Source organism: Herpetosiphonaceae bacterium, assembly GCA_036374795.1.
Taxonomy (GTDB): Bacteria; Chloroflexota; Chloroflexia; order Chloroflexales; family Kallotenuaceae; genus LB3-1.
In genome coordinates this window covers 46,298-70,405 of record DASUTC010000210.1, presented here as the reverse complement: position 1 = coordinate 70,405, position 24,108 = coordinate 46,298, and the positions used below count along the sequence as shown (strand labels likewise).

Sequence of the window (24,108 nt, the reverse complement as noted above, 5' to 3'; positions counted from 1 at the left end):
CTTTGTGCTTTCGTCCCCTGGCGCTTAGTTCTTGGTGCGCCGGGCGTCCATGCCGGGGTACCCTCCGGGTCTGGCACCCGCGTGGCACCCGGTTCTTGGTTCTTACCCCGTACTTATCGATCGCTCCCGATGCGCGTCGATCACATCTGAGATCCGATTGAGCTTATCGAGGATCGTCGTAAGCTGCGCCAGACTATCCACCATCAGCGTCGCGATCAGGGTAGCCCGACCGGCATGGCGATTCTCGACCTGCTGCACGCCCTGGATGTTGATCCCGGCGTCGGCCACGGTGCTGGTGATGTCGCGCCACAGCCCAACGCGGTCCCAGGCTTCGATGCGGATCGGCACGGGATAGGCTTGCTTATTGTCGCTCGGACCCCAGGCCACATCCATCAGCCGGGCGCGGTCGCGCTCGTGCAAGATATTATGACAATCGGCGCGGTGGATCGTCAGCCCCTTGCCGCGCGTCACAAACCCGACGACACGATCGCCCTCGATCGGGTTGCAGCAGCGTGCCAGGCGCGTGTGAATATCGTTGGTGCCGCGCACCTGAATGCCGACCTTGGGCGGCTCCGCATGACGCGGCGATGTGTCGGGCAGCTTCGCCAGCGGATCGAGATCGCCCTGCATCACCTTCTGCCGCGCGATCACCCGCCGCACCAGCTCGCGCGGATGCTGATCGCCGACGCCGATCGCCGCGAAGAGATCTTCGACGCTCTTGAAATTATTGGCCTCGACCACATCGTCAAACGACAGCGACATGCCCAGCCGCTTCATCTCGCGCTCCAGCATATCGCGGCCTGCGGCGATATTCGGGCCGCGCTCCTGGCGGCGGAACCAGCGCCGAATATGATTGCGCGCGTTCGAGGTCTGCACAAACTCCAGCCAGTCGCGGCTCGGACCACGCGGCTGCTTGGAGGTCATCACCGAGACGACCTCGCCGTTTTGGAGCTGATAGTGCAGCGGCACCTGCCGATTGTTGACCCGCGCGCCGATACAGTTGTTGCCGACATCGGAGTGAATGCGGTAGGCGAAGTCGATCGGCGTCGAGCCTTTGGGCAGGTCGATGATCTTGCCTTTGGGCGTGAAGACATAGACCTGCTCCTGAAGCACCTCGCTCTTGACCGTCTCCATGAACTCGCGGTCTTCGTTGATCTCGCGCCGCCACGCGATCAGGTTCCGCAGCCATTGCAGCTTGGCGTCGATCGACACCTCGGCCTTTCTGCCAAAGCCTTCTTTGTAGCGCCAGTGCGCCGCGATGCCGTGCTCGGCCACCTCGTGCATGTCGTGGGTGCGAATCTGGATCTCGCACGGCTGCCCGCCCGGTATCAAGATCGTCGTGTGGAGCGACTGATACATGCTCTCCTTGGGCATGGCGATGTAGTCGTCGAACTCGTTGGGGATCGGCGTCCAGCGGTTATGCACGATGCCCAGGACTTGATAGCACTCGGCCACGGTGTTGACGATCACGCGCACCGCAAGCTGATCGTAGATCTGGTCGAGCGGCACGCCCTTACGATCCATCTTGCGCCAGATCGAGTAGATATGCTTGGGCCGTCCCGTAATCTCGCCGGAGATGCTCGATTTATCGAGTTCCTGGCGCAGGCTGCTGATCACGCGATGAATAATCCGCTCGCGGGCGTCGCGCCGAAGCTGAAGCTGGCGGCTGATCGTATCGTACTTTTCGGGATCGAAATAGCGAAACGAGAGATCTTCCAGCTCCCACTTGATCTGCCAGATGCCCAGGCGATGCGCCAGCGGCGCGTAGATCTCCAGCGTTTCGCGCGCGATACGCTTTTGCTTGGGCTCCGGCACGTGCTGCAACGTCCGCATGTTGTGCAGCCGGTCGGCCAGCTTGATTAAGACCACGCGCGGATCGTCGGCCATCGCGATAAACATCTTGCGATACGAGCCGGCCTGCGCATCTTCTTTGGTGCGGCCCTCGATCGCCTTCAGCTTGGTCAGGCCATCGACGATATTGGCGATCTCGACGCCGCACTGCGCCTTGATCTGATCGAGCGAGAAGTTCGTATCCTCGACCACATCATGCAACAACCCAGCCGCGATACAGGCTGGGTCGAGCTTAAGGTCGATCAAGATATGCGCCACGGCGATCGGATGCAGGATGTATGGCTCGCCGGAAGAGCGACATTGTTTCTCATGCGCCGCCTGAGCAATCGTAAAGGCGGTTCGCACGATCGTATCGTCAAAGTCGGGATGATAAACGTGCAAACGCTTGATCAGCCCCTCCGGCTCTGAGGTCAGGGCTGGCTGCGTCGTCGGGAGCGCAGGCTTCGTCGCCGCGACACCATTCGCAGGTTGTGTGTCAACATTGGTTAGTGCTGTTGAGGGATGATCCATTTTTGGCGCTCCATCCCGGATCAGACCGTGTTGGACCCGCTCTCAATCAGACGCGGCTCACAGGTCTGTGAAGGATAGCACGGGGATCGAGGGGCTGTCAAGTAAATTATGTAAACTTATAGCAATGTTGAGAATCTTTCTCATCAGGTGGTACTATTATCATTCTACTGATTGCAATGCGCTATTCTCAACACGATCGTATATGCATCGAGCGCAGCACCAATTCTATTGGGAGCGCGCGACCAGCAGCGTGCGCAGCTCTGGAAGGATCACGGCCACGCGCTCGGAGTTACCGTGTTCGAGGTGGTAGCGTAGATCGATCAGCCGCGTGCGTATCCGGTAAAACACCAGCCGTCGGCGAAACGCGGCATCCAGCGGGCGACTATAGCAGCCGAGCGCCGCTGCGAGAAAGGCCGCGCCGTGCTCCAGCAATCCCACAAAATCGATCGCAGGATCGCCCAGCACGACATCGCCGAAATCGATCACGCCCGCGACGCGCTGTGCGCGAGGATCGAATAGCATATGCACCGGCATGAGATCATTATGGACCAGCGCCGGAGCAAAATCCCAAACGGCGGCATCGGCGGCAAATGCGTACAGACGGCAGATCCGCTCGCGCTGCGACGGTCTGAGCAGCGGAAAGACCACACGCTCGATCTCGGCGTATTCCGGTACAAAGCTGGTGGGATCGAAGCGGCGCAGGCCCGGCGCGACCTGCCGCGCTGTCGCGGGTGGCACACTGTGGAGCGCCTGCAAGAATAACCCCATCTGCCGCGCGACAGCCCGACGCACCGCAGCAGACGCCGCCTGCAAGAGTGGCGGATCGAGCGGCACGCCCGCGATCATGCGATACCCGACAAAGGGCCCCTCGCCGACCTCTCTCGCCGGACACGCATAGGTAAAATCGGGGATCGGCAGCGGCAGACGCGGCGCGAGATAGGGCAGCAGCGCTTGCTCCACCGCAAGCTGCGCTGCGCTCTCGGCGTTGCGCGGGAAGCGAAAAACCCACGCTTCATCGACGAGCGCCACACGGCTATCCCAGCCCTGCTCGACCAGCCGGATCGAACCGGCGGCCAGCTCAGGCGCGCAGCGTGCGATCCGCTCGCGTAGCCGCTGCGCGCTAGCGGCTGCTGTCGTCATTGAGCGCTCGGAGCGTCGTGAGCACCCGCGCCACTACCAGTCCCAGCAGCGCGCCGACGACGACCCACAGCGTAAGCAGCAGCCAGATCACCCAGGTTGTGCCGTTGGACGCCAGCATCAGCGCCAGCAGCGAGAAGACGCAGAAGGTTGGTGCGAGCAGCGAGCCGACGATCAGCAGCGACCGCAAGCGCCGCTGGAGCCGTTGCCGATCGATGTGTGCAGACATAGTATGCTTCGCTATCATTCGTTGATTCTGATACGGGGATTATACTCCTGTTGGCGGGCGGCGCTTATGCCAATCGACACACGCTCAAGAACAAGAAAGGACGCTCGCGTGAGCGTCCTTCGGGAGTAGCGTTATCGCGCAATCGCGCACGCCCCAGTCGTCACAGGACGATCAGCCCACGGCGCGCGCCTGAGCGCACGGCTTCGGTGCGGCTGGCGACGCCAAGTTTGGCATAGATCGCCGAAACATGGAATTTGACGGTATGCTCGCTGATGTGCAGACGATCGGCGATCATTTTATTGGACAGCCCTTGTCCAATCAGTTGCAACACCTCCTGTTCCCGCGTCGTCAGCGGCTCGGCCAATGGCTCGTCGGCATCGGCACGAAGGGTGCCCGCCGACACCAGGACCTGCGCTGCAAGATGCGGATGGATCACCAACAGGCCGTGGTACAGCGCGGTAACGCCTGCGATCAGCTCCTCGGCAGAGGCATCGCCCGGCAACATGCCCCAGGCGCAGCCAACCGCAGGCGACCCAAGCCCGGCCTCTCCCTCGTCGGTGACGAGCAGCACGCCGCGCAGCGTATCCGGCACCGCCAGACGCCCGCTCGGCAGCAGGCCATGCAGCACCGCAACCTCGGCGGCGGCGAGTGGCGCGTGCCGAAGATCGTCCAGCGTCGCGCCGTCGCCGATCACCTGGAGCGACGGATCGGAGGCCAGCAAGACGCGCAGGCCCGCCCGCACCGCTGGCGCCGCCGCGATCACCGCCACCCGAATCACGCCGCTACCCGCTGCGCCGGAAACGCATCCAGCGCGACATCGGCGTCGCGGATCTCGCCGCCACGCAGATAGCGCACGCCCACCGCATCGCCTGCGCGGTGCTCGGCCAGCGCGTAGGTCAGGCTATGCCCGTCCAGCACGGGCTTGCCCGCCACGTCCAGCAGCACATCGCCGATGTAGAAGCCCGCCCGCTCCGCCGCGCCGCCCGACAGCAGCTCGACCACCAGCAGCCCGCGATCACGCTGCGCCAACGCCTGGAAGCTGGCCGGAAGCGGCACCGGCTGCACGCCGACGCCAAGCATCGGGCGCTGGCCCTCCGCCACCAGCAAGAACTGCGTCGCGATATGGCTGGGAATCGCCACGCCCAGATCGCCGCCGAAGATCATCGCGTTGACGCCGATCACGCGGCCCTGCGCGTCCAGCAGCGGACCGCCGGAGTTGCCCGGCGCGAGACGCACGTCGGAGCGAATATACTCGGCTTTGCCGCTGCGCCACGACGTTTCGATCTCGCCGACCGCGCTGATGATCCCTGCCGTGACCACGCCGCGCTGGCCCCAGGGATTGCCCACCGCCAGCACCAGCTCGCCCACGCGCAGCGTCGACGACACGCCGATCTCCGCCGCGGGCAGGCCGATCGCGTCCACGCTGAGCGCCGCCAGATCCAGCACCGGATCGCGGGCGATCACCCGTGCCTGGATCTCGCGGTCGTCGTTGAAGAGCACCGATACATGCTCGCGGCTGCCCACAACGTGATGGTTGGTCATGACGATGCCATCCGACCGCCACACGATGCCGGAGCCGGAGCCGCGCCGCCCGCTCCGCACCTGCACCACGCTATCCTGAACCTTGCCGATGAGCCCGGCCAGCCCATCGGAAATTGCCCGCGACAGCAGTGTAGCGCCTGTTACAGACTCCTGTTCCAACATATCTTCCTCTTGAGCTTGCAGCAGGAACGATCGATAGGAGTTTCGATCTCTCGGTTCTTGGTTCTGACGCCCCAAACCCGGCCTATCGGCGTGCTACGAGCGCGTACCAACCGTGACCGATAGCTCGCGCAGCTCGCCGCCGCGAATGATCTGCGCCGTTTGCGCCTGACCAACTTTATCGCCGGTCAGAAACGCCTGCAAATCATCCGCGCTCTCGACGATCTGCCCGTTCATCGCCACCAGCACATCGCCCAGCAGCAGACCGGCGTTCGCCGCCGGGCTATTCGGCTCGACATGCACCAGCAGCAGGCCGACGCTGGGCCGCGTGCCGCTGATCGTGGGAGTATTGTCGGGCAGACGTACCGGCTGCGAGCTGATGCCAAGATAGCCGCGCTTGAGCGAGCCGTGCTGCGTTAGCGTCTGCGCGATGCTCCAGGCGATCGAGCTGGGAATACCGATCGCCGGGCCGTTCGACAGCCCCGTAGTCGTCATGCCGACGATCGCGCCGTCAGCGGTGATCAGCGGGCCGCCCGAAAAGCCGGGATAGGGCGTCGCGTCGGTGCGAATAATGCGCTCGATCATACCGCCGCGTCCGCCGCGCCACGGCCCGCCTACCGCGCTGACGATGCCGAGACTTGCCATCGGGCCGCTCGTGCTGGGCCGTCCGAGCGCCAGGATCAGTTGCCCCACCCGCGCTGGCTCGCTGGCCTGTGTCGCTGGCTCAAGCGTCACGCCCGACACGCGCAGCACCGCAATATCGGTCGCCGGGTCGCGTCCGACAAGCTGCGCTTTGGCCTCGGTACCGTCGTGTGTCACGATACTGATATCTTCGTCGCGCTCGACCACGTGGTCGGCGGTCAGGATCAGGTCGGCGGCGATGGCAATACCACTCGCGGGAAAGCGCTGGCGACCATTGACCAAAACCGTGGAGCGGCCCGCCCGCTCAACTGCGTTCGCCATCTGCGTCGACAGATCGGCTAGCACGTTGTCACTCATATCGTCCTCCGTTTCATTGTTGATCATGAGTGTAGCGCGCGGCCAGCGTGGCAGCATCGGCTAGTCGATGAGGCCCAACCTGGAAGTTCGGCTAGTACGGCTACGGCGCAGGCGGGTGCTAACAACTGCCTGGGACACGTGCGCGACGTGTCCCCCGCATCTCGCAAATCCACTAGCGGCGTCGCCTATGCACGGCGAAGATCTACTGGGAGGATGTAAACGGATTGAAGAGGGTTAGACCGTCAATCCAGTCAAAATCATCCGTATTGCGAGTGACGAGTGTCAGCTTATACACAGGCGCCGCACGCCAGCGCTCAGGCCAGCGCCTCGGCGATCACCGCCTCAGCCTCGATCTCGACCAGGATCTCTGGCCGGATCAAGCGCCGCACCTCGACCATGCTCGTCGCCGGGCGGATCGCGTGAAAGAACTCGCCGTGTGCCCTGCCGATCTGCCCCCAATCGTCGATATTGACGACATAGATCCGCGTGCGCACCACGTCCTCCAGGCTGGCACCGGCGGCTTGCAGCGCCGCCTCGATGTTGCGGAGGATCTGGATCGTCTGGGCGTACGGATCGCCGATGCCGACGATCTTGCCATCGGGATCGGTTGCCGTGGTTCCAGCGACATGCACAAAGGGACCGATCCGCACCGCCCGCGAGTAGCCGACGATCGACTCCCACGTCGTGCCCGTCGCAATACGTTGTCTGTTCATAGCTCGATCACCTCAAACCTTTGAAGTCGATCACGTCGACCTTTACGCTTATCCCCGACGCCCGCGCTGGATGGCATAACGGCTACCGCTGGTGGGCGGATCGCTACGCGGCGCACCGGCTCGCTTGCTACAGTGGCAGCCAGGCGGATCTTGCAGCGCACCGACCAGCTACCGCGCGGCGCGCTGAGCGAACATCGATCACGAGGCACCCGTATGGCGAGTATACAGCCAAACTCCCAAGAGCTTCCACCGATCTTTATCATCTCCGGCGGCGCTGGCGCGCTCGGCAAGCATATCGCCCGGATCGCGCTCTCGCAGTTTCCACAGATCAATCCGCAAGTCCTGGTGATTCCGCAGGTCCGCCACGCCGAGCAGCTTCCAGAGGTGATCGCGCAGGTAGCGGCCAAGCAGGGCATTATCATCCACACGATGGTCGAGCCGACCATGCGCCGGACGCTGGTCGCGCTGACCGAGCAGCACCGGATTCCGGCGATCGACACGATCGGCGATCCGCTTGCGCAAATCGCCTCAGTCTTCGGGCATGAGCCGCTGGGACAGCCCGGCCTCTACCAGCGCCAGCACGAGGTCTATCTCGAACGCATCCACGCGATTGAGTACACCGTCGAGCATGACGACGGGCGCAACCCGCATGAGCTGCACCAGGCCGACGTGGTGCTGGTCGGCGTGTCGCGCGTCGGCAAAACGCCGCTCAGCATCTACCTCTCGGTGCTCGGCTGGAAAGTCGCGAATGTTCCGCTGGTGCCACACGTCGCGCCGCCAGCCGAGCTGTTCCAGATCGATCCGCATCGCGTGGTTGGTCTGACGATCGACGTGGATATTTTGCTCCAGCATCGTCACTGGCGGCGCTCAGCAATGGTCGGAACGACTGGCCGCGATTATACGGAGCCTGAGATGCTCCAAGACGAGATCATGAGCGCGCGGCGGCTGTGTCGGCGGCATGGATTTGCGCTGGTCAACGTCACCAACAAGCCGATCGAAGAAACCGCCGATCAGGTGATCGCGCTGCTTAGCCGCTGGTTTGAGATGACCGTTCAGTAGGAGGGCGTGCGGGGCTGCGCTGCCAGCAGGTGCGATCGAGGTTAAGGCGAAGCGGCTCGCGCCGTCAACGCGAGCCGCTTCACATACCAGGATTCCTTATCGCAACCGAGCGCCCATCATGCCATCACGAGGCGCGACGATTGAAGCGATAGCCGACGCCGCGCTCGGTATGAATATAGCGCTGGCTGTCGGGCTCCGGCTCGATCTTGTTGCGCAGCTTGCGAATGCGCACCCAGAGCGATTCGGGATCGCCCTCCTCGCCAAAGCCCCAGGCTTTGCGCAGCAGCGTCGCCGTGGGCACGATCGTGTTGGCGTTCTGCATCAGCAGGAACAGGATTCGCGCCTCGATCGGCGTCAGCGCGACCTGCTTGCCGTCGACCCATGCCAGGCGATGCCCGAAATCGACCGTTAGATGCTGATCGACGACCACGCGCTCGCCGGGATGCAGCCCGCCCTCGTAGTAGCGCGCCAGCAGCCGGTTGACGCGCGCGCGGAGGATCGGGTAGCTGAACGGCTTGATAATATAATCATCCGCGTGCTCCTCCAGGCCCTTGATCGTCGTCTCCTCGTCGCTGATCGAGGTCAGAATGATAATCGGGATCTCCACCGCGCGGCGCAGCCGGTCCGACAGATCGAACCCGGTCATATCCGGCATCATCAGGTCCAGCACCGCGATATCCGGCCAGCGCTGATTCACTTTTTCCAGGGCGGTTTCGCCATCCGGGGCCGTCACTACGTCGAACCCATCGGTGAGAAAGCTCGCCTCTAACGAGCGCCGCACCACGAGATCGTCATCTGCGATCAGTAATCGCCACTTGGTCATCAAAGTTACCTTCTAGGGGAATGGTAAAGTAGATCGTCGTACCAACATCGAGCTGGCTTTCGGCCCAGATCTGGCCGCCATGCGCGCGCACAACCTCACGGCAGAAGTTCAGGCCAAGCCCGGAACCACGCCGCGCGCCCTCCTGCCGGGCCTGGAAGAACCGGTCGAAGATATGCCCGACATCCTCCGGCGCAATCCCAACGCCGGTATCGCGTACCGTAAACAGCATTTGGACGTCGTTTTCCGCCCGCCTCGCAGTAATATACACGCCACCTTTGCGCGTAAACTTGATCGCGTTATTGACCAGATTGACGAGCACGCGGCTCAGCTTACGCATGTCGGCGATGATCGTCGGCTCCTCCGGCATCTCGATTGTGAGCCGCAGCTTGCGCTCGGCGGCAGCGCCCGAAAGCTGATCCAGCACCGGGCCTTTCAGATCGGACGGCTGGAACGGCACTTTTGCCAGCTCCAGCAGCCCGGTTTCAGCGCGATATACGTCGAGAATATCGTTGATCAGCTCCTCCTGGGCCTCGCACGCCTTGCGCGCCAGATCGATAAACTCCATGCTGTCGGGATCTTGCACGCTGACGCCAAGCACATGCAGGCAGCCCATAATGCCCGCCAGGGGAGCGCGCAGATCGTGCGTCAGCATATGCACCACATACTCGCGCGCGGCCTCGGCCTGTTTAAGCTGGGTGTAGAGGCTGGCGTTATACAGCGCCGACATCACCTGCGCCGCGACTGAGCTCACCATCGGCAGTTGCTCTTCGCGGAAGCGCTGCGGCTCTCGATGCATCAGCGTCAGCACGCCCAGCTCAGTATGGTTATGAATCAGCGGGATCGCCAGCGCGGTACGCACCGGCCCGGTCAGATCGTCCAGCGGCAGCCAGCGGGAGTCGTTGATCGTATCGGTGACGAGAACCGTCTCGCGGCTGCGCAGCGCCAGACCGGCCAGACCTTGCGCCAGCACCAGCGTTGTTTCATCGGGATGATGCGTCTGATCGCCTTCGACCAGCGTGGTGATCTTGCGCCAGGTCTGGCCGCGCGGATGCTTGATCAGCACGCTGCCCTGCGTCGCCCCGATCAGATTGACCATCACATTCAGCGCCTCGCGCACAAGCTGGTCGACATCCAGCGTGCTGTTAAGCTGCTGCCCGACGAAACAGAGCATCTCGTTTTTGTCGCGCTCGTTGATCAGCTCGTCTTGCACCTGCTTGAGACGCAGCAGCGCGCGAACTTTGGCGATCAGCTCGGCGCTTTGGACCGGCTTGCTCAGGAAATCGTCCGCGCCAACTTCAAGGCCTCTGACCTTATCCGATAGATCATGCTTGGCGGTAATCAGCATGATCGGCAGGTATTCCTCGTGGTTGCGGCGCACCTCCTCGATCACCTCGTAGCCGCTCATGCGCGGCATCATCACGTCGAGCAGCATCAGATCGGGGATGGTATGTTGGATGATCTCTAACGCTTGCAGGCCATCGCTGGCCGTCAAAATATCGTAGCCTTGCGAGCGCAGAATCATGCGGAGGAGGTCAACATTATCCTCATGATCATCGACGATTAGAATTCGCGCCGGGTTTTGTCCGTTCATGGCCTCGCCCCTAGTTATTCCGCGCACCTCTATGCTACTACCGTTCTTCGTATCAGACATGGAGCATGAGTATCACGATCTTGCAGGTATCATTGGTTAGTGGTCGGAGAGTACCGCCAGATTAGCAGATTTGAAAGAGTTCGCCCTGCTGAAGCGCCAGATCGCTGTGCCAGGTTGCGCTCGGCTTGTCGCGCTGCGCAATGCTCAACGTGAGCGGCGGCACGTCCAGCATGTCGAGATAGTTGCGCACAAACTGGATCACGCCGCGCGGACGGTCATTCGCTCGCTCGGACAGGTGCCCGAGCCACACGTCGCGCCGCCGACCATCCTGCACAATCGCCTCGATCAGTTGCGCCGCCTGCAAATTCGACAGGTGCCCGTACTCTCCCAGAATGCGATGCTTGGTGCTCCACGGATAGGCCGTCGCCAGCAGCCGCTCGCGGTCGTGGTTCGCCTCGATCACCACGAGGTTCGCCTCCTGGAGCGCGGCGACAATATGTGGCTGAGTATGTCCAAAATCGAGCGCGATGCCGATCGTCCACTCCTGGTGACGCAGCAGCACGCCGACAGGCTCGGCGGCATCGTGCGGCAGCGCAAAGCTCCAGACATCGGCATCGCCCACGCTGATGCCGTCGGCGTGCAAGGCTCGCAGATCCACGCCCTGGACCGCCGCTCCGAGGGCTTGCGCCGTGCCAGAGGTACAGACGATCGGCACGTTGTAGCGCCGCGCTAACGGCCCGGCACCCTGCGCGTGGTCGTGATGCTCATGCGAGAGCACGATCGCCGTGAGCGTGCTCGGCTCAACATTATGTTGGCGTAGCACCCGCTCTAGCGTGCGCGCGGACAGGCCGGCATCGATTAAAAACGCGCCAGCAGTTGTTCGCACCAGAAACGCGTTGCCACTGCTGCCGCTGGCTAAGGACCGAACTTGGAGGCTCATCGGCCAGATTATAACATGCCTATCGCATCCCAACAGGGCCGCAATCGACAGCCCTGGATGAGGCCCGACCTGGAATAATGCTGCAATGGTATGCTCAAGTATACCAGCGATTTAAAAAGATGCGCCCGGAGTCTATAGAACTCCGGGCACGGGTGTGAAGGGTAGGTGTGTTCTGGCTAAAATGGGGCCTCGCTCATAGCCGTCTCGTCGAGCGCGGGCCGGGCATCCAGAAACATGATGTCGTCGGCGCGCACCATGATGCGCTTGCGCTTGTTTCCTTCGCGATCTTCCCAGCTATCCGTGCGCAGGCTGCCCGTCACACGCACCCGGCTGCCTTTGCGTAGATTCGCGACCGCCGTCTCGGCCAGCTGGTCCCAGGCGACCACATCGATCCAATCCGTGTCGTAGTTCCAGGTGCCGTCTTCGTTGCGGCTGCCGGGCCGCTTGGTGGCGACGCTAAACTCCGCGATCGGCACGCCCGACGGGGTATAGCGCTGTTCGGGATCGTTGCCCAGCCACCCGATCAGCTCGACATAGTTAACAGTACCTCGCACCGGCTTCATTGTACACCTCCACGCATCATGCGCAACTTGTTCATGCGCTTGTTAGGCTCAAGCGCACGATTCGGACCAACACAATAGAACGTACAACCGTGCGCGATGGCCCTCGGCTGAGGGCTGAAGGCCATCGCAGGCCCGAATTAAGCTGCGCGGCGGGTGCCGGAGGCGGCAGACGCATCGCGCGGGCGAAGCTGGCGGGGGCGCTGCTGCCATTCGCTGAGCAACTGGCCGGCCTCATCCATCGAAAGATCGGCCAGGCCACGATCGCCGAAGCGCGCTCGCAGCTCGCCCTCGACATCGATGCCGCGCTCGTCGACCAGACGCTCCAGCGCGCGGACCTGGCGCTGTGTCGCGCGCTCGCCGATCGGCAGAATCGCCTGGCGGTCGGTGGGAGCTGGCTCAGGCTGCGGCTGCTCGGCGGCGGGCTCCTCCGCCGCTGCCTCCACAGGCGCGGCGGCATCGGACGGCGCTTCGTCTACGGAGCCGGAGAGCGCGCCCTTCAGCTCGTCGATCAGCTCGGATGCTTCGCGCTTGGTCAGCGTCAGCAGGTTCAGCATGCGATCGGCGGCAAAGGCTGCCAGCCGCTCGTTATCCCAGCCTAGCTCCTTGAGCAGGTACTCCATGTACTGGCGCTGCTTCTCGCTGGCGGGAGCGTCAGGCTCGCGGATCTGGACCGGCAGCGGCTGTGCGACGACATGCTCGCGCAGATCGCGGACCTGCGCCTCGACCGCCGCGCGCTGTGCCTCGTACATGCGCAGCCCCGTGGCGACCGCCTGGGCAATCTGCTCGTCGCTGGCCGTCGGCGGCAGCGTGATCGTCTCTTCGAGCGTGTAGTAATCGTCTCCGACTTTGACTGCCGCCCGCAGCGTGCGTGTCACGCTGGCCTGGACTGTTTCTTCGTGCTTAGGCATTGGGTTTCCTCCGTTTTAGATAACACACTCCGGCTCATGTTATGTGAAGCTATAGTATAGCACACGTGTTCGACAAGCGCAAGTCCAGCCGATTGGTATGCGTTAGCTCCATCTCACCTTCGCCTGATGAAGCCAGTATAACCACCCGTTGTGACAGGTACGGTCACAACGTTTGCGGAAATTACTCAATTTTGAGGCAAAGCTTGGGCGGTTGGGCGGAGGGAAGGAGGGACGCGCAGAGCGGCAGCGCGTCCCAGAGGCGGTGTTATCCGTTGGCCTCGCGCGTGAGATGCGTGCAATCGTTGACGCTGATCACGGCGGGACCGGCCTGGAACTCGACGATCGAGATCGCGCAGTTATCAGGCGCGTACTCGCGCCACGCGCCGCCGTGGCCGCGCTTCCAGATCGACAGGGCTGTGCTGATCACGCCGCCGTGGCTGACCACGGCAACGGTGCCGCCGGTGTGCGCGATGGCAATGCCGTAGAGCGTGCCCATGATGCGCTCGACGAACTCACGCAGCGACTCGCCGCCGGGGTAGCTCTCGTCGAGCGAGCGCGGCATGGCAGCAAAGAGCGTCGCCGCCGACTCGCCATCGAGGTCGCCAAGATGCATCTCTTGCAGCCCATCGCGCAGCCGGGGCGTCAGGCCCAGCTCCGCGCCGATCGCGTCGGCGGTGAGACATGCCCGCAGCAGCGAGCTGGTGTAGAGCGCCTCGATCGGATGGCCCTCGCGCTTGAGCCTGGCCGCAACCGCGTGTACCTGCCGCTGGCCGAGCGGGGTCAGCGGATCGTTGCTGCGGCCCTGCATGCGCCCGGCAACATTGGCTTCCGTCTCGCCATGACGGACCAGAATCAAGCGTGTGCTTGGAGACTCCATGGATCGTCCTTTATACTCACGCGGCGACACGCTACAGGCCGCCGCTCGGTTGACGCGTGTAGAGCGCCTTGACCTCGTCGGGCTCGGCTGGCCGCGACGCCTGCCCATCGCGAATGTAGGGCCGGTTCGAGAAATAATAGACCGGCTCGTGACCGCGCGGAATGCGGATCGCCAGCACCAGCGAGCCGTTCGCCTCGATAAAATCGGGCGCAACCACAATCGCCGGTTTGACCATCCGGCTGGCCGCGTAGATCGCCTTCCGCCAGCGGTCGCGGCCCTCGACATTGTCCGCGCCGTTGATGCCGGAGATCGTGCCGTCGTTGCGCACGCCGATCAGCAGCACGCCGCCGCCGCTGGTGCCGAACGCCGCAATATGCCGCGCCAGGTCGCGCTGAAGATCGGGGCTGTCCACGCTGCCATAATCCTTGAAGTCGACGGCCTGGCCCTCGCCGTCGTGAATCAGCGCGGCAATATCGATGCGCCGCTCGCCCAGCACGGTTGGCACGGGTGCCCACGCCTGGAGATCGCTATCGCAGGCCGGACATTGATACTTGACATCGTCGCCGCTGCCGATCTCGCGCGGCCAGCTCAGCGGATCGCCAGCCCACTGAGCCATCACATAGCCGCACGCAGTACAGATCAGCGCATCGCGCGGTAATCCGTCGGCTGTTTCGAGATTGGGAATCGGCTCTTTGAATGCCATGGCCTCCCTCGCGCGTTGAGCTTGCGCTACTCCTCCTGCGGCACGGACTGGCGTAGCCGCTCGTTATCCCGCGCCACCGCCGCCCGAAACGAATCGGGCACCGGCTGCGAGCGCTGCGTCTGATAGTTGTACCAGACCTGCACCGTGCGACCACGGGCGATCAGCTCGCCGTCCGACTGGCGCTGGATACTGTAGTCCATCACAAAGCTTTTGGTGCCGATCTCGCCGACGCGCACGCCGATCTCCAGCACATCGCCGAAAAACACGGGACGCAGATAGGATACTGTCGCTTCGGCCAGCACAAAATGCAGATCGTCGACGCCGCTGCCGCCGACAAGCTGAAGCCCGTAGCCGATGCGCGCCTGCTCGAAATAGGTCAGATAGACCGCGTTGTTGACATGTCCGAGCGCGTCGATGTCGCGAAACGAAACGTTGACCGACACGGTATAGGGATAGTTCACGGATAGCTCCACAGATAATGCTGGCGATCGACTCAGTAGGGATCGTAGCATATTTTCGGGCTGCCGGGCGGTACAATCATTGCAGCAGATCGGCCATCGAGCCGATCGCAGGGGAGGAGCCGATGCAGCTAGAGATCTACGGCGAGCCAGCCGACGTGTACAGCCGCCACGGCTGAGCGCCGCGCGTGCCTTCGTCGGAGGCAGCCGCAGCGCTCACAGCGTCGCTGAACCGGATCTACGGCGCGGCGGTTGAGGTCGCCTACTACGACCTCGGCGATCCTCAAGCCCAGGCGCGGATCGACGAGACGATTGCTCTGCCTGGCGCGGATCGGCTGCCGCTGCCTATCGTGCTGCTGGACGGCGCGATCGTCGCCGCCGGGTCGCTCGATCTGCTGCGGATCGTCGCCGCCGTCGCCCAGGCATTCCAGCGCCACACTCAGGGCTGATCGGGCAACTGGCGCTGCCGCCGATACTCGTCGGTGGTACAGATGCTCAACAGATCAGGCTCGCGATCCAGCCAGACAAAGCCATCCAGATGATCCAGCTCGTGTTGCAGCAGCCGGGCAAGCGGACCCACGGCATCGTAGCGCTGCTCCTGCCCGTGCTCGTCCAGCGCCGTGACGACAACCCGCGTCGGGCGGCAGACCGCGCCCCAGATCGAGCTGAAGGTGACACACGACTCGTAGGCGACCTCCTGCTCGCGGCTCCAGCGCTCGAAGCGCGGATTGATCAGCACAAAGCGATCACCCTCCCAGTCTACCACGATCACCCGCAGCGGAACGCCGATCACCGGCGCGGCGAGCGCATGGCCCCAGCCGTGCTGGCCGCGAAAATCGTACAGGGTATCCCACAGATCGGCGATGAGCGACTGAGTAGCTTCGCTCTGCACATCGTCGACGGGCTGCGCGGGCTGGCGCAGCAGTGGATTACCGAGCTGAAGCATGGATCGGACTGTCATACGTCCTCATCGCTTACTTTCAAGTTTCAAGTTTCAAGTTGCGTGTTCGTCGAACTTTGAACTTGGAACTTGGGACGAGCGTCCCCTCGAGCTAGCGGTGGGCCTCCGTTAGATCGACCACCACACGCGGCTCCTCGACTGGCTCGTCCATCTCCGGCGTCATCCAGACATACGTGCGGCCCGGCACCGTGGTCATGCCAATGGGGCGTCCATCATGGTTGATCGCGACCAGGCTCATGATCGCATGAGCGGGATCGTCGGTAGCAGAGGCCAGATCGTACATCGCCTGACGGCAGGCCTGCTCCAGGCCAAAGCCGAGCCGCTGGTACAGCACAACCGAGCGCGCCGTGCCGCAGCGCAGCGCCAGCTCACCCCAGCCGGTGCAGGCACACGCGCCGCTCCGGTTGTCGGCGTAGTTGCCCGCGCCAATCACCGGCGAGTCGCCCAGCCGACCGGGATACTTCCAGGCCCAGCCGCTGGTGCTGACCGCGCAGGCGATATTGCCCGCGCTATCCTGGGCGATAAAGTTGACCGTTCCCGCGGCGTGCTCCGGGTCGGCAGTAATACGCGCCAGACGCGCCAGGTTGCCCTCGATGCCGCCGGTCAGCCAATCGCGCTTATCTTCTGGCAGCGCGCCGCTGATTCCCTGACGATACACCTCGGCGGCCTCCTCGGTCAGCAGATTCTCGGCCTCGAAGCCCATCTCGGCGGCAAAGCGCGCCGCGCCCTCGCCGACCAGCAGCACATGCGGCAGCTCTTCCATCACCTTGCGCGCGACGGAGATCGGATGCCGGTAGCCTTTGAGCCCGCCGACCGCCCCGGCGTGCAGGGTGCGCCCGTCCATAATCGAGGCGTCAAGCTCAACCTCGCCCACGAGATTGGGATAGCCGCCGTAGCCGACCGTATGATCGTCGGGATTGGCCTCCACCAGCCGCGTCGCCGCCTCGACCGCATCGAGCGCGCTGCCGCCCCGGCGTAAGATCCCGATCGCTTCCTGAATGCCGACGATACCATTTGCACTTGTGACGACGATCATGCTCCACCTTTTTCTGAAATTCCGCAGATTATAGCAAGTTTCACCGTGATATGTTCGGCAGGCTCAAAAGAGCCGCTCCTGCTGGATCGTCGAGGTGCCGTCGGGATGAACGCCCAGCGCGATCGACAGGGCACGGACGCCGCTCTTGCCTGGGCGGAGGCGGCGCATGGCGGGCGGCAGCGGCGTGCGAGTGGTCGCGCCCAGGCCAAACATCGGCAGGCCCACGGCGCGGGCCGTGGTGAGCAGATCGTCGGCTTCTGCGGGCAGCGGCAGCAGCGCCACGAGCGCATCCGATAGCGCCGCGAGCGCCCGATAGGTGGCGTGGGCCAGCGCGGGATCGGGCTGCGCCGTGGGCGGGCAGATCGAAAGCAGCGTGCAGCTACGCGCCGTCACCTGCTTCCAGAGATCCTGCGGCAAGCGCTGCCGCGCCAGCATCAGGCCGTGGTGGACGCCAAGCAGCGCTGGCCTGGTCTGAGCGGCGGCTGCGGTCGCCAGTGCGGCGAAGCCTGCGTGTACGCGAAGCGTGGCCGAGATCTGCTCCCAGCCTGTCGCGACGCGCGGATCGATCTCGTCGGGCTGAACGATCAGCGCGAGCGGCTGCGCGAGCGGCCACGGTCCCTGGACGTAGACCACCAGCGGCGGCTCCGACAGGCGCTGGAGTCGCTCAGGGTAGCTCGGCGCGGCGAACGGCAGCGGCACGATGCCCAGACGCTGCAAGCCCTTCAGACCAGCCGCGACATGCGGGATCTGGCGCGGCCCGGCGACAAGCTGCGCCACCAGCGCGGGCGCGACGCCCAGCCTGCGCAGCGCGCTGGAGGACGCGCGCAGCACCGCGTCGGCAGAGCCGAAGGCGGCCAGCAGCTCGCGCAGCAGGGCGGCGGTCATTCCCGGCAGTTGGCAGAGCCAGAGCGCGGTCGGATCGGGCACATGTTCGGCATTCACAGTTGTTTTGGTTCCAAGTTTCGAGTTCCAAGTTTCGAGTTGCAAGTTCCAAGTTCCAAGTTTCGAGTTGCAAGTTCAACGTCCAGGGATCAGGGGTCGGGAACAACTTCAACGCTTTCCGTTGGTTCTTGGTTCTTCCTCGCTATTGTAGCAAACGCAGGCGCGCAGGGGCCTATGGTATAATGCGACAGATGTGAGGCTGGATCTCACAAGGAGCACGCATATGTTTGGTTCATTAGGCTTGCCAGAGCTATTGCTTATTCTCGTGATCGTTATAGCGGTCTTTGGTGCCGGGAAGCTGGCAGGCGTCGGCGGCGCGCTGGGCGGCAGCATCCGCGAGTTCCGCAAGGCCGTCCGCGACGACGAGACGAAGAAAGCTGCGGATCACAGCGACGAGCCGCGCGACACCACGCGGGTCTAACGACGACCAGGCAGAGCTACCGACCGAGGGCGCGCAGTGTCGCGCCCTCCAGAGTCATGAAGATACATTAGCAGAGAAGCCCGCAGCGTGTGCTGCGGGGTATGGGTTGTTGCATGGCAGAAATGATCGATCAGGCCACAATTTTTGTGAAGGCAGGGGATGGCGGAGACGGCCTGGCGACCTTTCGGCGCGAGAAATTTGTGCCACGCGGCGGGCCGAACGGCGGCGACGGCGGGCGCGGCGGCAGCGTCTATCTCGAAGTCGATCCGCAGCTCAACACGCTACTCAAGTTCCAGTACGAGCGAAAATTTGTCGCCGAGCGGGGGCATAATGGCGGCTCCGGTCGCAAGACCGGGCGCAGCGGCAAAGATCTGGTGATCACCGTACCGCCGGGCACGGTCGCGCGGACGACGATCGACGGCGAGCCGTACGAGATCGATCTGGTCGCGCCGGGGCAGCGGCTGCGGGCGGCGCGCGGCGGCAAAGGCGGCCTGGGCAATACCCACTTCGCCACATCCACCAATCAAGCGCCGCGCATTGCCGAGCTGGGACAGCCCGGCGAAGAGTACGAGATCGAGCTGGAGCTGAAGCTGATCGCCGACGTGGGGCTGGTGGGCTATCCCAACGCCGGAAAATCCACGCTGCTCTCGGCGATCAGCGCGGCGCGGCCAAAGATCGCGGCGTATCCTTTTACCACGCTGGTGCCGAACCTGGGCGTGGTCGAGATTGGCACGCAGACCTTTGTGGTAGCCGACATTCCGGGGCTGATCGAGGGCGCGCACGCCGGGATTGGCCTGGGCCACGATTTTCTACGGCATGTCGAGCGCACGCGGCTGCTGATCCACGTCGTCGACGCCGCTGGCACCGAAGGCCGCGATCCGCTCGACGACTTCGCGCAGATCAACGAGGAGCTGCGCCTCTACCAGCCGCAGCTTGCCGAGCGTCCGCAGGTGGTGGCGCTGAACAAGCTCGATCTGCCTGAAGGCCAGGAGCACTACGAGCGGCTGCGCAAGGCACTGCCGGTGGCGAAAGACACTCTTTTCGGCATCTCGGCGGCAACCGGCGAGGGCGTGCAACCGCTGCTGCGGCGAGTGGCCGAGTACCTGCGCGAGATGCCAAGCCCGCTGGCGCTGCTGCCGCGCTCGAACGAGATGCTGGAGTGGCCGGTGCCGGAAGTCGATCCCGACGAGTTTACGATTTCCCGTGAGCGCGGCGGCTATCGCGTGCGCGGGCAGAAGATCGAGCGGCTGGTTTCGATGCTCAACTTCGCGCAGCCCGAATCGATCGATCGGCTGCAACGGGTGCTTGAGGCCAGCGGCATCGCCGAGGCGCTGCGCGAAGCGGGCGTTCAAGAGGGCGATACCGTCTTGATTGAAAAAGCGGAGCTGGAATGGAGCGAGGAACTGGGAGCGTGAGCGAGCTCCAGCTACCGGGCATGCGCTCGACCGCCCTGCCGGTGCATGTGCGGCGGGCGCGACGGCAGCGGATCGAGGCGAGCGCCACGTTCGCGCTCGATCTTATGCTGATCGTCGCGGGCTTTATGCTGGCCTACTGGGTGCGCTACATTCTGCGGATCGACTTTGGCCGCGAGATCTTTTTCTTCAAGCCGCTGCCTGCCTTTACGCTGACCAGCCTGACGATGCTGGCGACGACGCTGTGCCTGCTCTGGCTGAAGGGCAGCTACCACCAGCCGCGCAACACTACCTGGCTGAGCCAGCTTGGTACCCTCGCCAGCAGCGTGCTGACCGCCGCCGGGCTGACGATCATCTTCCTCTTTCTGTACGATCCGTTCAGCTTCTTCTCGCGGCTGATCTTTATCTACGCCGCGCTGTTCATCTTTATGCTGCTGGCGCTCGGAAGATTGATGATCCAGACGGTGCGGCGCTGGCGCTGGCAGCACGGCCACGACCTGGAGCGCGTGCTGGTAGTCGGCGGCACCGGGCTGAGCCGCGAGGTGATGGCTAGTCTGGCCGATACCTCGGCGACAGGCTATGAGCTGGTGGGCTACGTGGCCGATCCGCCTGAGGAGGACGCGCCCAGGCCGCGCTTTACCGACAGAGTGGCAGCGCCGCATCTGGGGCCGCTCGAATCGCTGCCGATCAAGGTCGCGCAGCACAACATCGACCATATCATCGTCGCGCTGCCCTTCTGGCAGCACCGCTCGCTGCCGAACGTGGTGCAGATGTGTACCCAGCTTGGCATCGACTTCCAGGTCGTTCCCGATTTCTACGAGCTTTCCTTCGACCGCGTGACGATTCAGGAGCTACGTGGCACGCCGCTGATCGGGCTGCGCGAAAACCGGATCAAGGGCGCAAACTACCTGATCAAGCGGGTGATCGACGTGGCGCTGGTGCTGGCCGCGCTGCCGCTCTGGGGCTCGATCGCGCTGATCGTCGCGCTGCTGATCAAGCTGACCTCGCGCGGCCCTGTGGTGTACCGGCAGACGCGCATCGGGCGGCACGGCGTGCCCTTTGAGTTCCTCAAGTTCCGCACGATGGTGGTCAACGCCGACGAGCTGAAGGCCGAGCTGATGGATCAGAACGAGGGCGACGGGCCCCTCTTCAAGATGAAGAACGATCCGCGCGTCACGCCGATCGGTCGCATCCTGCGTAAGTACAGCCTGGACGAGATCCCGAATCTCTGGAACGTGCTGCGCGGCGAGATGAGCCTGGTCGGGCCGCGTCCGGCAATCCCCGAAGAGGTCTTCCAGTACGAGAGCTGGCATCGGCGCCGCCTGGAAGTCACGCCGGGCGTCACCGGGCTGTGGCAGGCGACCGGACGCTCCGACAGCAGCTTCGACGAGTATGTCAGGCTGGACATCTACTATGCCGAGCACTGGTCGGTGTGGCTGGACCTGCGGATTCTGCTGGCGACCATTCCCTCGGTGATCAAAGGGCGCGGCGCATATTGATGATGGGTATAGGGGGCGTATGCTATACGCCCCAGGGCACGGCACGCTGTGCCCCTACGATCCGATCCCGACGATGGTGGAACGTTCAGCGTAACTTCATGGCGCGGCGGCGCGTTTCTCTTGCTGATACACCCGACTACACGTAAAGGATTGGTATGCGTGTTCTGATAACAGGCGGAGCCGGTTTCATCGGCTCGCACCTCTGCGAGCGCTTCCTGGCCGAGGGCCACGAGGTGCTGGCAATGGATAATCTGCTGACGGGCAGCACCGACAACATCGCGCATCTGAACGGCAACGAGCGCTTCCGCTTCGTCAAGCACGATGTGTCCAACTATATCTACGTGGCGGGGCCGCTCGACGCGATCCTACACTTTGCCTCGCCCGCCAGCCCGATCGATTACCTTGATCTGCCGATCCAGACGCTCAAAGTCGGCGCGCTCGGCACGCACAACGCGCTGGGCCTGGCGATGGCGAAAGGCGCGCGCTTTCTGCTGGCCTCGACCTCCGAGGTCTATGGCGATCCGCTGGTCCACCCGCAGCCGGAGACGTACTGGGGCAACGTCAACCCCGTGGGGCCGCGCGGCGTGTACGACGAGGCCAAGCGCTTTGCCGAGGCGATCACGATGGCCTATCACCGCTACCACGGCCTTGAAACGCGCATCGTGCGGATCTTCAACACCTACGGGCCGCGCATGCGCCTCAACGATGGACGAGTCGTGCCCAACTTTATCCAGCAGGCGCTCCGCCAGGAGCCGCTGACGGTCTACGGCGACGGCCAGCAGACGCGCTCGTTCCAGTACGTCAGCGATCTGGTCGAGGGTATCTATCGCCTGCTGCAATCGGACGAGGCCGAGCCGGTCAACATTGGCAATCCGAACGAGTTCACAATCCGCGAGTTTGCCGAGCTGGTCAATCGACTCACGGACAATCCCGCCGGGATCGTCGTCAAGCCGGAGCTGCGCATTCAGGACGATCCGCAGACGCGACAGCCCGACATCGCCAAGGCGCGCCGCATCCTCGACTGGGAGCCGAAGGTCGAACTGGCCGAGGGCATTCGGCTGACCGTGCCGTACTTCCGCGACGAGCTGCACAAGCTGGGGCAGTTGCCCGCCGTTGCCGGCGAGGCGAAAGCGCATGGTTAGGCGCGAATGACGACGCTCAGCGGCTCACGAGTAGGGCATGGCTGGTCCAGATCGCTCCTGCTGACGATCCCGATCGCGCTGCTGGTCGTCGCGCTGGCGGTGCTGCCGCTGTGGATCGCGGCGGCGCTCGTCGGCGGGCTGCTCGTGGTGACGCTGACGATCGTCGAGCCTGCGTTTGGCCTGTACGCCGCGATCCTCTCGGTTCCGGTGCAGGAGGTAGTGCATCTTCCGGCGGGGCTGACAGTCACGCAGGCGGTGGTGCTGCTGGCCTTCAGCACGTGGATGCTGCGGGTGCTGGCGCATCCTGAGCGGCGGCTTGGCCTGCGGCTGCTCGCGCCGTGGCTGATCTTCCTGGGCGTGCAGCTCGCCTCGATCGCGTTCACGCCCTACTCGCGCCTCGATGGCGTGCTCCAGTTCGCGCGCTGGGTGGCGTCGTTCCTGGCATTCGTGCTGACGCTCGGCACCATCACCGACCGGCGACGGGCCTGGGGTCTGCTGATCGTGCTGCTGCTGGGGCCGACGATCGCGGCGCTGATCGGGCTGTACCAGTTCGTCACGGCCTCCGCGCCCGCCAGCTTTTTGATCCTGGGCGGTCGCTTCGCCCGCGCCTACGCCACCTTCGGCAAGCCCAACCCGTTCGCAGGCTACCTCAACATGGGCTGGCCGCTGGCGGTTGCGCTGGCGGGATTTTTTATCGGCAAGCGGCGATCCGAGTTCCACGTTCCAGGTTCCACGTTCCAGGTTTCGAGTTCTCGGTTCTCGGTTCTCGGCTCCTGGTTCCTGGTTCCGGTCTTTGCCGGTTTCGCGTTCCTGCTGCTGGCCGGTCTATTCGCGTCGTACTCGCGCGGCGGCTGGATCGGCGCGATAGTCGGCGTGGGCGTGCTGGCGCTGGTAGCCGGACGGCGCACGGCTGGCATGGCCGGGCTGGTGGTGATCGTCGGGCTGCTGGTAGGGCTGCTGGGCGCGTTCAGCGCGCTGCCGGTCGCGCTCACCGATCGGCTGCAAACGATCACGAACAACCTGCGGATCTTCGACGCGGGCCAGGTCAGCGTCACGCCCGAAAACTTCGCGATCGTCGAGCGCATGGCGCACTGGCAGGCAGGCTGGCGCATGTATCGAGCCTATCCGCTCTTCGGCGTCGGCGTGGGCAACTACAACGTCGCCTACCCTGACTTCTTCGTCGCGCCCTGGTCGATCTCGCAAGGCCACGCGCACAACTACTACATCCACACGCTGGCCGAGAGCGGGATCTTCGGGCTGCTGAGCTACCTGCTGCTGATCGGCGCGATGACGCGCGAGGCGCTGCGGGCGCGCTGGCGGCTGCCTGGCACCGCCTGGGGAGCCGCCGCGGTCGGCGTTTGTGGTATCATAGCCGCCGTTGCTGGTCATAACGTCTTTGAAAACCTGCATGTGCTCAACATGGGTATCCAACTGAGCGGCGTGTGGGCGCTCGCGATCATCGCGCAGCGGTGGGCGGACGATACAGAGCGCGCGACATAGCTCGTGCAGAAGCTAAGGAGCGCTGTTGGGGAGTTCGAGTTCAAAGTTTCAAAGTTTCAAGTTCCGAGTTTCCTGTTCTTTGTTCTTTGTTCTTTATTCTTTCGTTTGGTTGTTTGTTCTTCTGGTTGAGGGT

General features: G+C 63.8%; 25 protein-coding genes. 7 read left to right on the top strand and 18 right to left on the bottom strand.

Going from position 1 to position 24,108, the window contains the following annotated elements; genetic code table 11:
- Positions 1 to 102 precede the first annotated feature (102 nt).
- From VFZ66_15985 to VFZ66_15955, 7 genes are all read right to left on the bottom strand, one after another.
- On the bottom strand, positions 103 to 2,361 hold the full coding sequence (locus VFZ66_15985; protein HEX6290690.1) for a bifunctional (p)ppGpp synthetase/guanosine-3',5'-bis(diphosphate) 3'-pyrophosphohydrolase: 2,259 nt from the start codon (positions 2,359 to 2,361) through the stop codon (positions 103 to 105).
- Between the two features lie 225 nt (positions 2,362 to 2,586).
- Positions 2,587 to 3,501 (bottom strand): phosphotransferase, encoded by a 915-nt coding sequence (locus VFZ66_15980; GenBank protein ID HEX6290689.1) that lies wholly within the window; start codon positions 3,499 to 3,501, stop codon positions 2,587 to 2,589.
- Positions 3,482 to 3,727, bottom strand: a complete 246-nt coding sequence (locus VFZ66_15975; GenBank protein ID HEX6290688.1) for a hypothetical protein — start codon at positions 3,725 to 3,727, stop codon at positions 3,482 to 3,484. The genes VFZ66_15980 and VFZ66_15975 overlap by 20 nt, the downstream gene beginning before the upstream one ends.
- A gap of 160 nt (positions 3,728 to 3,887) precedes the next feature.
- A complete protein-coding gene (locus tag VFZ66_15970; protein ID HEX6290687.1) occupies positions 3,888 to 4,505 on the bottom strand; it encodes a response regulator transcription factor in 618 nt (205 codons plus the stop codon).
- A complete protein-coding gene (locus tag VFZ66_15965) occupies positions 4,502 to 5,431 on the bottom strand; it encodes a trypsin-like peptidase domain-containing protein (protein ID HEX6290686.1) in 930 nt (309 codons plus the stop codon). The genes VFZ66_15970 and VFZ66_15965 overlap by 4 nt, the downstream gene beginning before the upstream one ends.
- Before the next feature lie 93 nt (positions 5,432 to 5,524).
- Entirely contained in the window at positions 5,525 to 6,427 is a 903-nt protein-coding gene (locus VFZ66_15960) for a trypsin-like peptidase domain-containing protein (protein ID HEX6290685.1), read from the bottom strand.
- A gap of 314 nt (positions 6,428 to 6,741) precedes the next feature.
- Complete coding sequence (locus VFZ66_15955; protein HEX6290684.1) at positions 6,742 to 7,140, bottom strand: RidA family protein; 399 nt, start codon at positions 7,138 to 7,140, stop codon at positions 6,742 to 6,744.
- A 213-nt stretch (positions 7,141 to 7,353) separates the two neighbouring features.
- Here VFZ66_15955 and VFZ66_15950 point away from each other — a divergent pair, with 213 nt between their 5' ends.
- On the top strand, positions 7,354 to 8,199 hold the full coding sequence (locus VFZ66_15950) for a pyruvate, water dikinase regulatory protein (GenBank protein ID HEX6290683.1): 846 nt from the start codon (positions 7,354 to 7,356) through the stop codon (positions 8,197 to 8,199).
- A gap of 124 nt (positions 8,200 to 8,323) precedes the next feature.
- Here the strand turns inward: VFZ66_15950 and VFZ66_15945 are convergent, their stop codons facing one another.
- From VFZ66_15945 to VFZ66_15910, 8 genes are all read right to left on the bottom strand, one after another.
- The gene (locus tag VFZ66_15945) at positions 8,324 to 9,022 is read right to left on the bottom strand and encodes a response regulator transcription factor (protein ID HEX6290682.1); all 699 of its coding nucleotides are present in this window, start codon (positions 9,020 to 9,022) and stop codon (positions 8,324 to 8,326) included.
- Positions 8,991 to 10,613: a response regulator gene (locus VFZ66_15940; protein HEX6290681.1), complete on the bottom strand. Its 1,623-nt coding sequence runs from the start codon at positions 10,611 to 10,613 to the stop codon at positions 8,991 to 8,993. Before VFZ66_15940 ends, VFZ66_15945 begins: the two co-directional genes overlap by 32 nt.
- A gap of 121 nt (positions 10,614 to 10,734) precedes the next feature.
- On the bottom strand, positions 10,735 to 11,553 hold the full coding sequence (locus VFZ66_15935; GenBank protein ID HEX6290680.1) for an MBL fold metallo-hydrolase: 819 nt from the start codon (positions 11,551 to 11,553) through the stop codon (positions 10,735 to 10,737).
- 176 nt (positions 11,554 to 11,729) lie between these two features.
- Positions 11,730 to 12,116 carry a single-stranded DNA-binding protein gene (locus VFZ66_15930; GenBank protein HEX6290679.1) on the bottom strand — a complete coding sequence of 129 codons (387 nt, stop codon included), beginning with the start codon at positions 12,114 to 12,116 and terminating at the stop codon, positions 11,730 to 11,732.
- Positions 12,117 to 12,253: 137 nt separating this feature from the next.
- Entirely contained in the window at positions 12,254 to 13,024 is a 771-nt protein-coding gene (locus tag VFZ66_15925) for a hypothetical protein (protein HEX6290678.1), read from the bottom strand.
- Positions 13,025 to 13,289: 265 nt separating this feature from the next.
- The gene (locus VFZ66_15920; GenBank protein ID HEX6290677.1) at positions 13,290 to 13,901 is read right to left on the bottom strand and encodes a histidine phosphatase family protein; all 612 of its coding nucleotides are present in this window, start codon (positions 13,899 to 13,901) and stop codon (positions 13,290 to 13,292) included.
- A 31-nt stretch (positions 13,902 to 13,932) separates the two neighbouring features.
- Positions 13,933 to 14,604 (bottom strand): ATP-binding protein, encoded by a 672-nt coding sequence (locus tag VFZ66_15915; GenBank protein ID HEX6290676.1) that lies wholly within the window; start codon positions 14,602 to 14,604, stop codon positions 13,933 to 13,935.
- 26 nt (positions 14,605 to 14,630) lie between these two features.
- A complete protein-coding gene (locus tag VFZ66_15910) occupies positions 14,631 to 15,065 on the bottom strand; it encodes a thioesterase family protein (GenBank protein HEX6290675.1) in 435 nt (144 codons plus the stop codon).
- 185 nt (positions 15,066 to 15,250) lie between these two features.
- Between VFZ66_15910 and VFZ66_15905 the strand changes: the two genes are divergently transcribed.
- On the top strand, positions 15,251 to 15,511 hold the full coding sequence (locus VFZ66_15905; protein HEX6290674.1) for a DUF1462 family protein: 261 nt from the start codon (positions 15,251 to 15,253) through the stop codon (positions 15,509 to 15,511).
- Here VFZ66_15905 and VFZ66_15900 read toward each other — a convergent pair.
- The 3 genes from VFZ66_15900 to VFZ66_15890 form a co-directional block, all read right to left on the bottom strand.
- On the bottom strand, positions 15,502 to 16,023 hold the full coding sequence (locus VFZ66_15900; GenBank protein HEX6290673.1) for a peptide deformylase: 522 nt from the start codon (positions 16,021 to 16,023) through the stop codon (positions 15,502 to 15,504). The two genes, VFZ66_15905 and VFZ66_15900, sit on opposite strands and share 10 nt — an antisense overlap.
- A gap of 91 nt (positions 16,024 to 16,114) precedes the next feature.
- The gene (locus tag VFZ66_15895) at positions 16,115 to 17,059 is read right to left on the bottom strand and encodes a N(4)-(beta-N-acetylglucosaminyl)-L-asparaginase (protein ID HEX6290672.1); all 945 of its coding nucleotides are present in this window, start codon (positions 17,057 to 17,059) and stop codon (positions 16,115 to 16,117) included.
- 63 nt (positions 17,060 to 17,122) lie between these two features.
- Positions 17,123 to 18,001, bottom strand: coding sequence for a hypothetical protein (locus VFZ66_15890; protein ID HEX6290671.1), 879 nt, complete (start codon positions 17,999 to 18,001; stop codon positions 17,123 to 17,125).
- 223 nt (positions 18,002 to 18,224) lie between these two features.
- Here VFZ66_15890 and tatA point away from each other — a divergent pair, with 223 nt between their 5' ends.
- The 5 genes from tatA (at position 18,225) to VFZ66_15865 (ending at position 23,975) form a co-directional block, all read left to right on the top strand.
- Positions 18,225 to 18,422, top strand: coding sequence for a twin-arginine translocase TatA/TatE family subunit (gene tatA / locus VFZ66_15885; GenBank protein HEX6290670.1), 198 nt, complete (start codon positions 18,225 to 18,227; stop codon positions 18,420 to 18,422).
- 113 nt (positions 18,423 to 18,535) lie between these two features.
- Positions 18,536 to 19,837 (top strand): GTPase ObgE, encoded by a 1,302-nt coding sequence (gene obgE, locus VFZ66_15880; GenBank protein ID HEX6290669.1) that lies wholly within the window; start codon positions 18,536 to 18,538, stop codon positions 19,835 to 19,837.
- A complete protein-coding gene (locus VFZ66_15875; GenBank protein HEX6290668.1) occupies positions 19,834 to 21,333 on the top strand; it encodes a sugar transferase in 1,500 nt (499 codons plus the stop codon). The genes obgE and VFZ66_15875 overlap by 4 nt, the downstream gene beginning before the upstream one ends.
- A gap of 155 nt (positions 21,334 to 21,488) precedes the next feature.
- Positions 21,489 to 22,475, top strand: coding sequence for a UDP-glucuronic acid decarboxylase family protein (locus tag VFZ66_15870; protein ID HEX6290667.1), 987 nt, complete (start codon positions 21,489 to 21,491; stop codon positions 22,473 to 22,475).
- Positions 22,476 to 22,481: 6 nt separating this feature from the next.
- Positions 22,482 to 23,975, top strand: coding sequence for an O-antigen ligase family protein (locus tag VFZ66_15865; GenBank protein HEX6290666.1), 1,494 nt, complete (start codon positions 22,482 to 22,484; stop codon positions 23,973 to 23,975).
- The last annotated feature ends 133 nt before the right edge of the window (positions 23,976 to 24,108 follow it).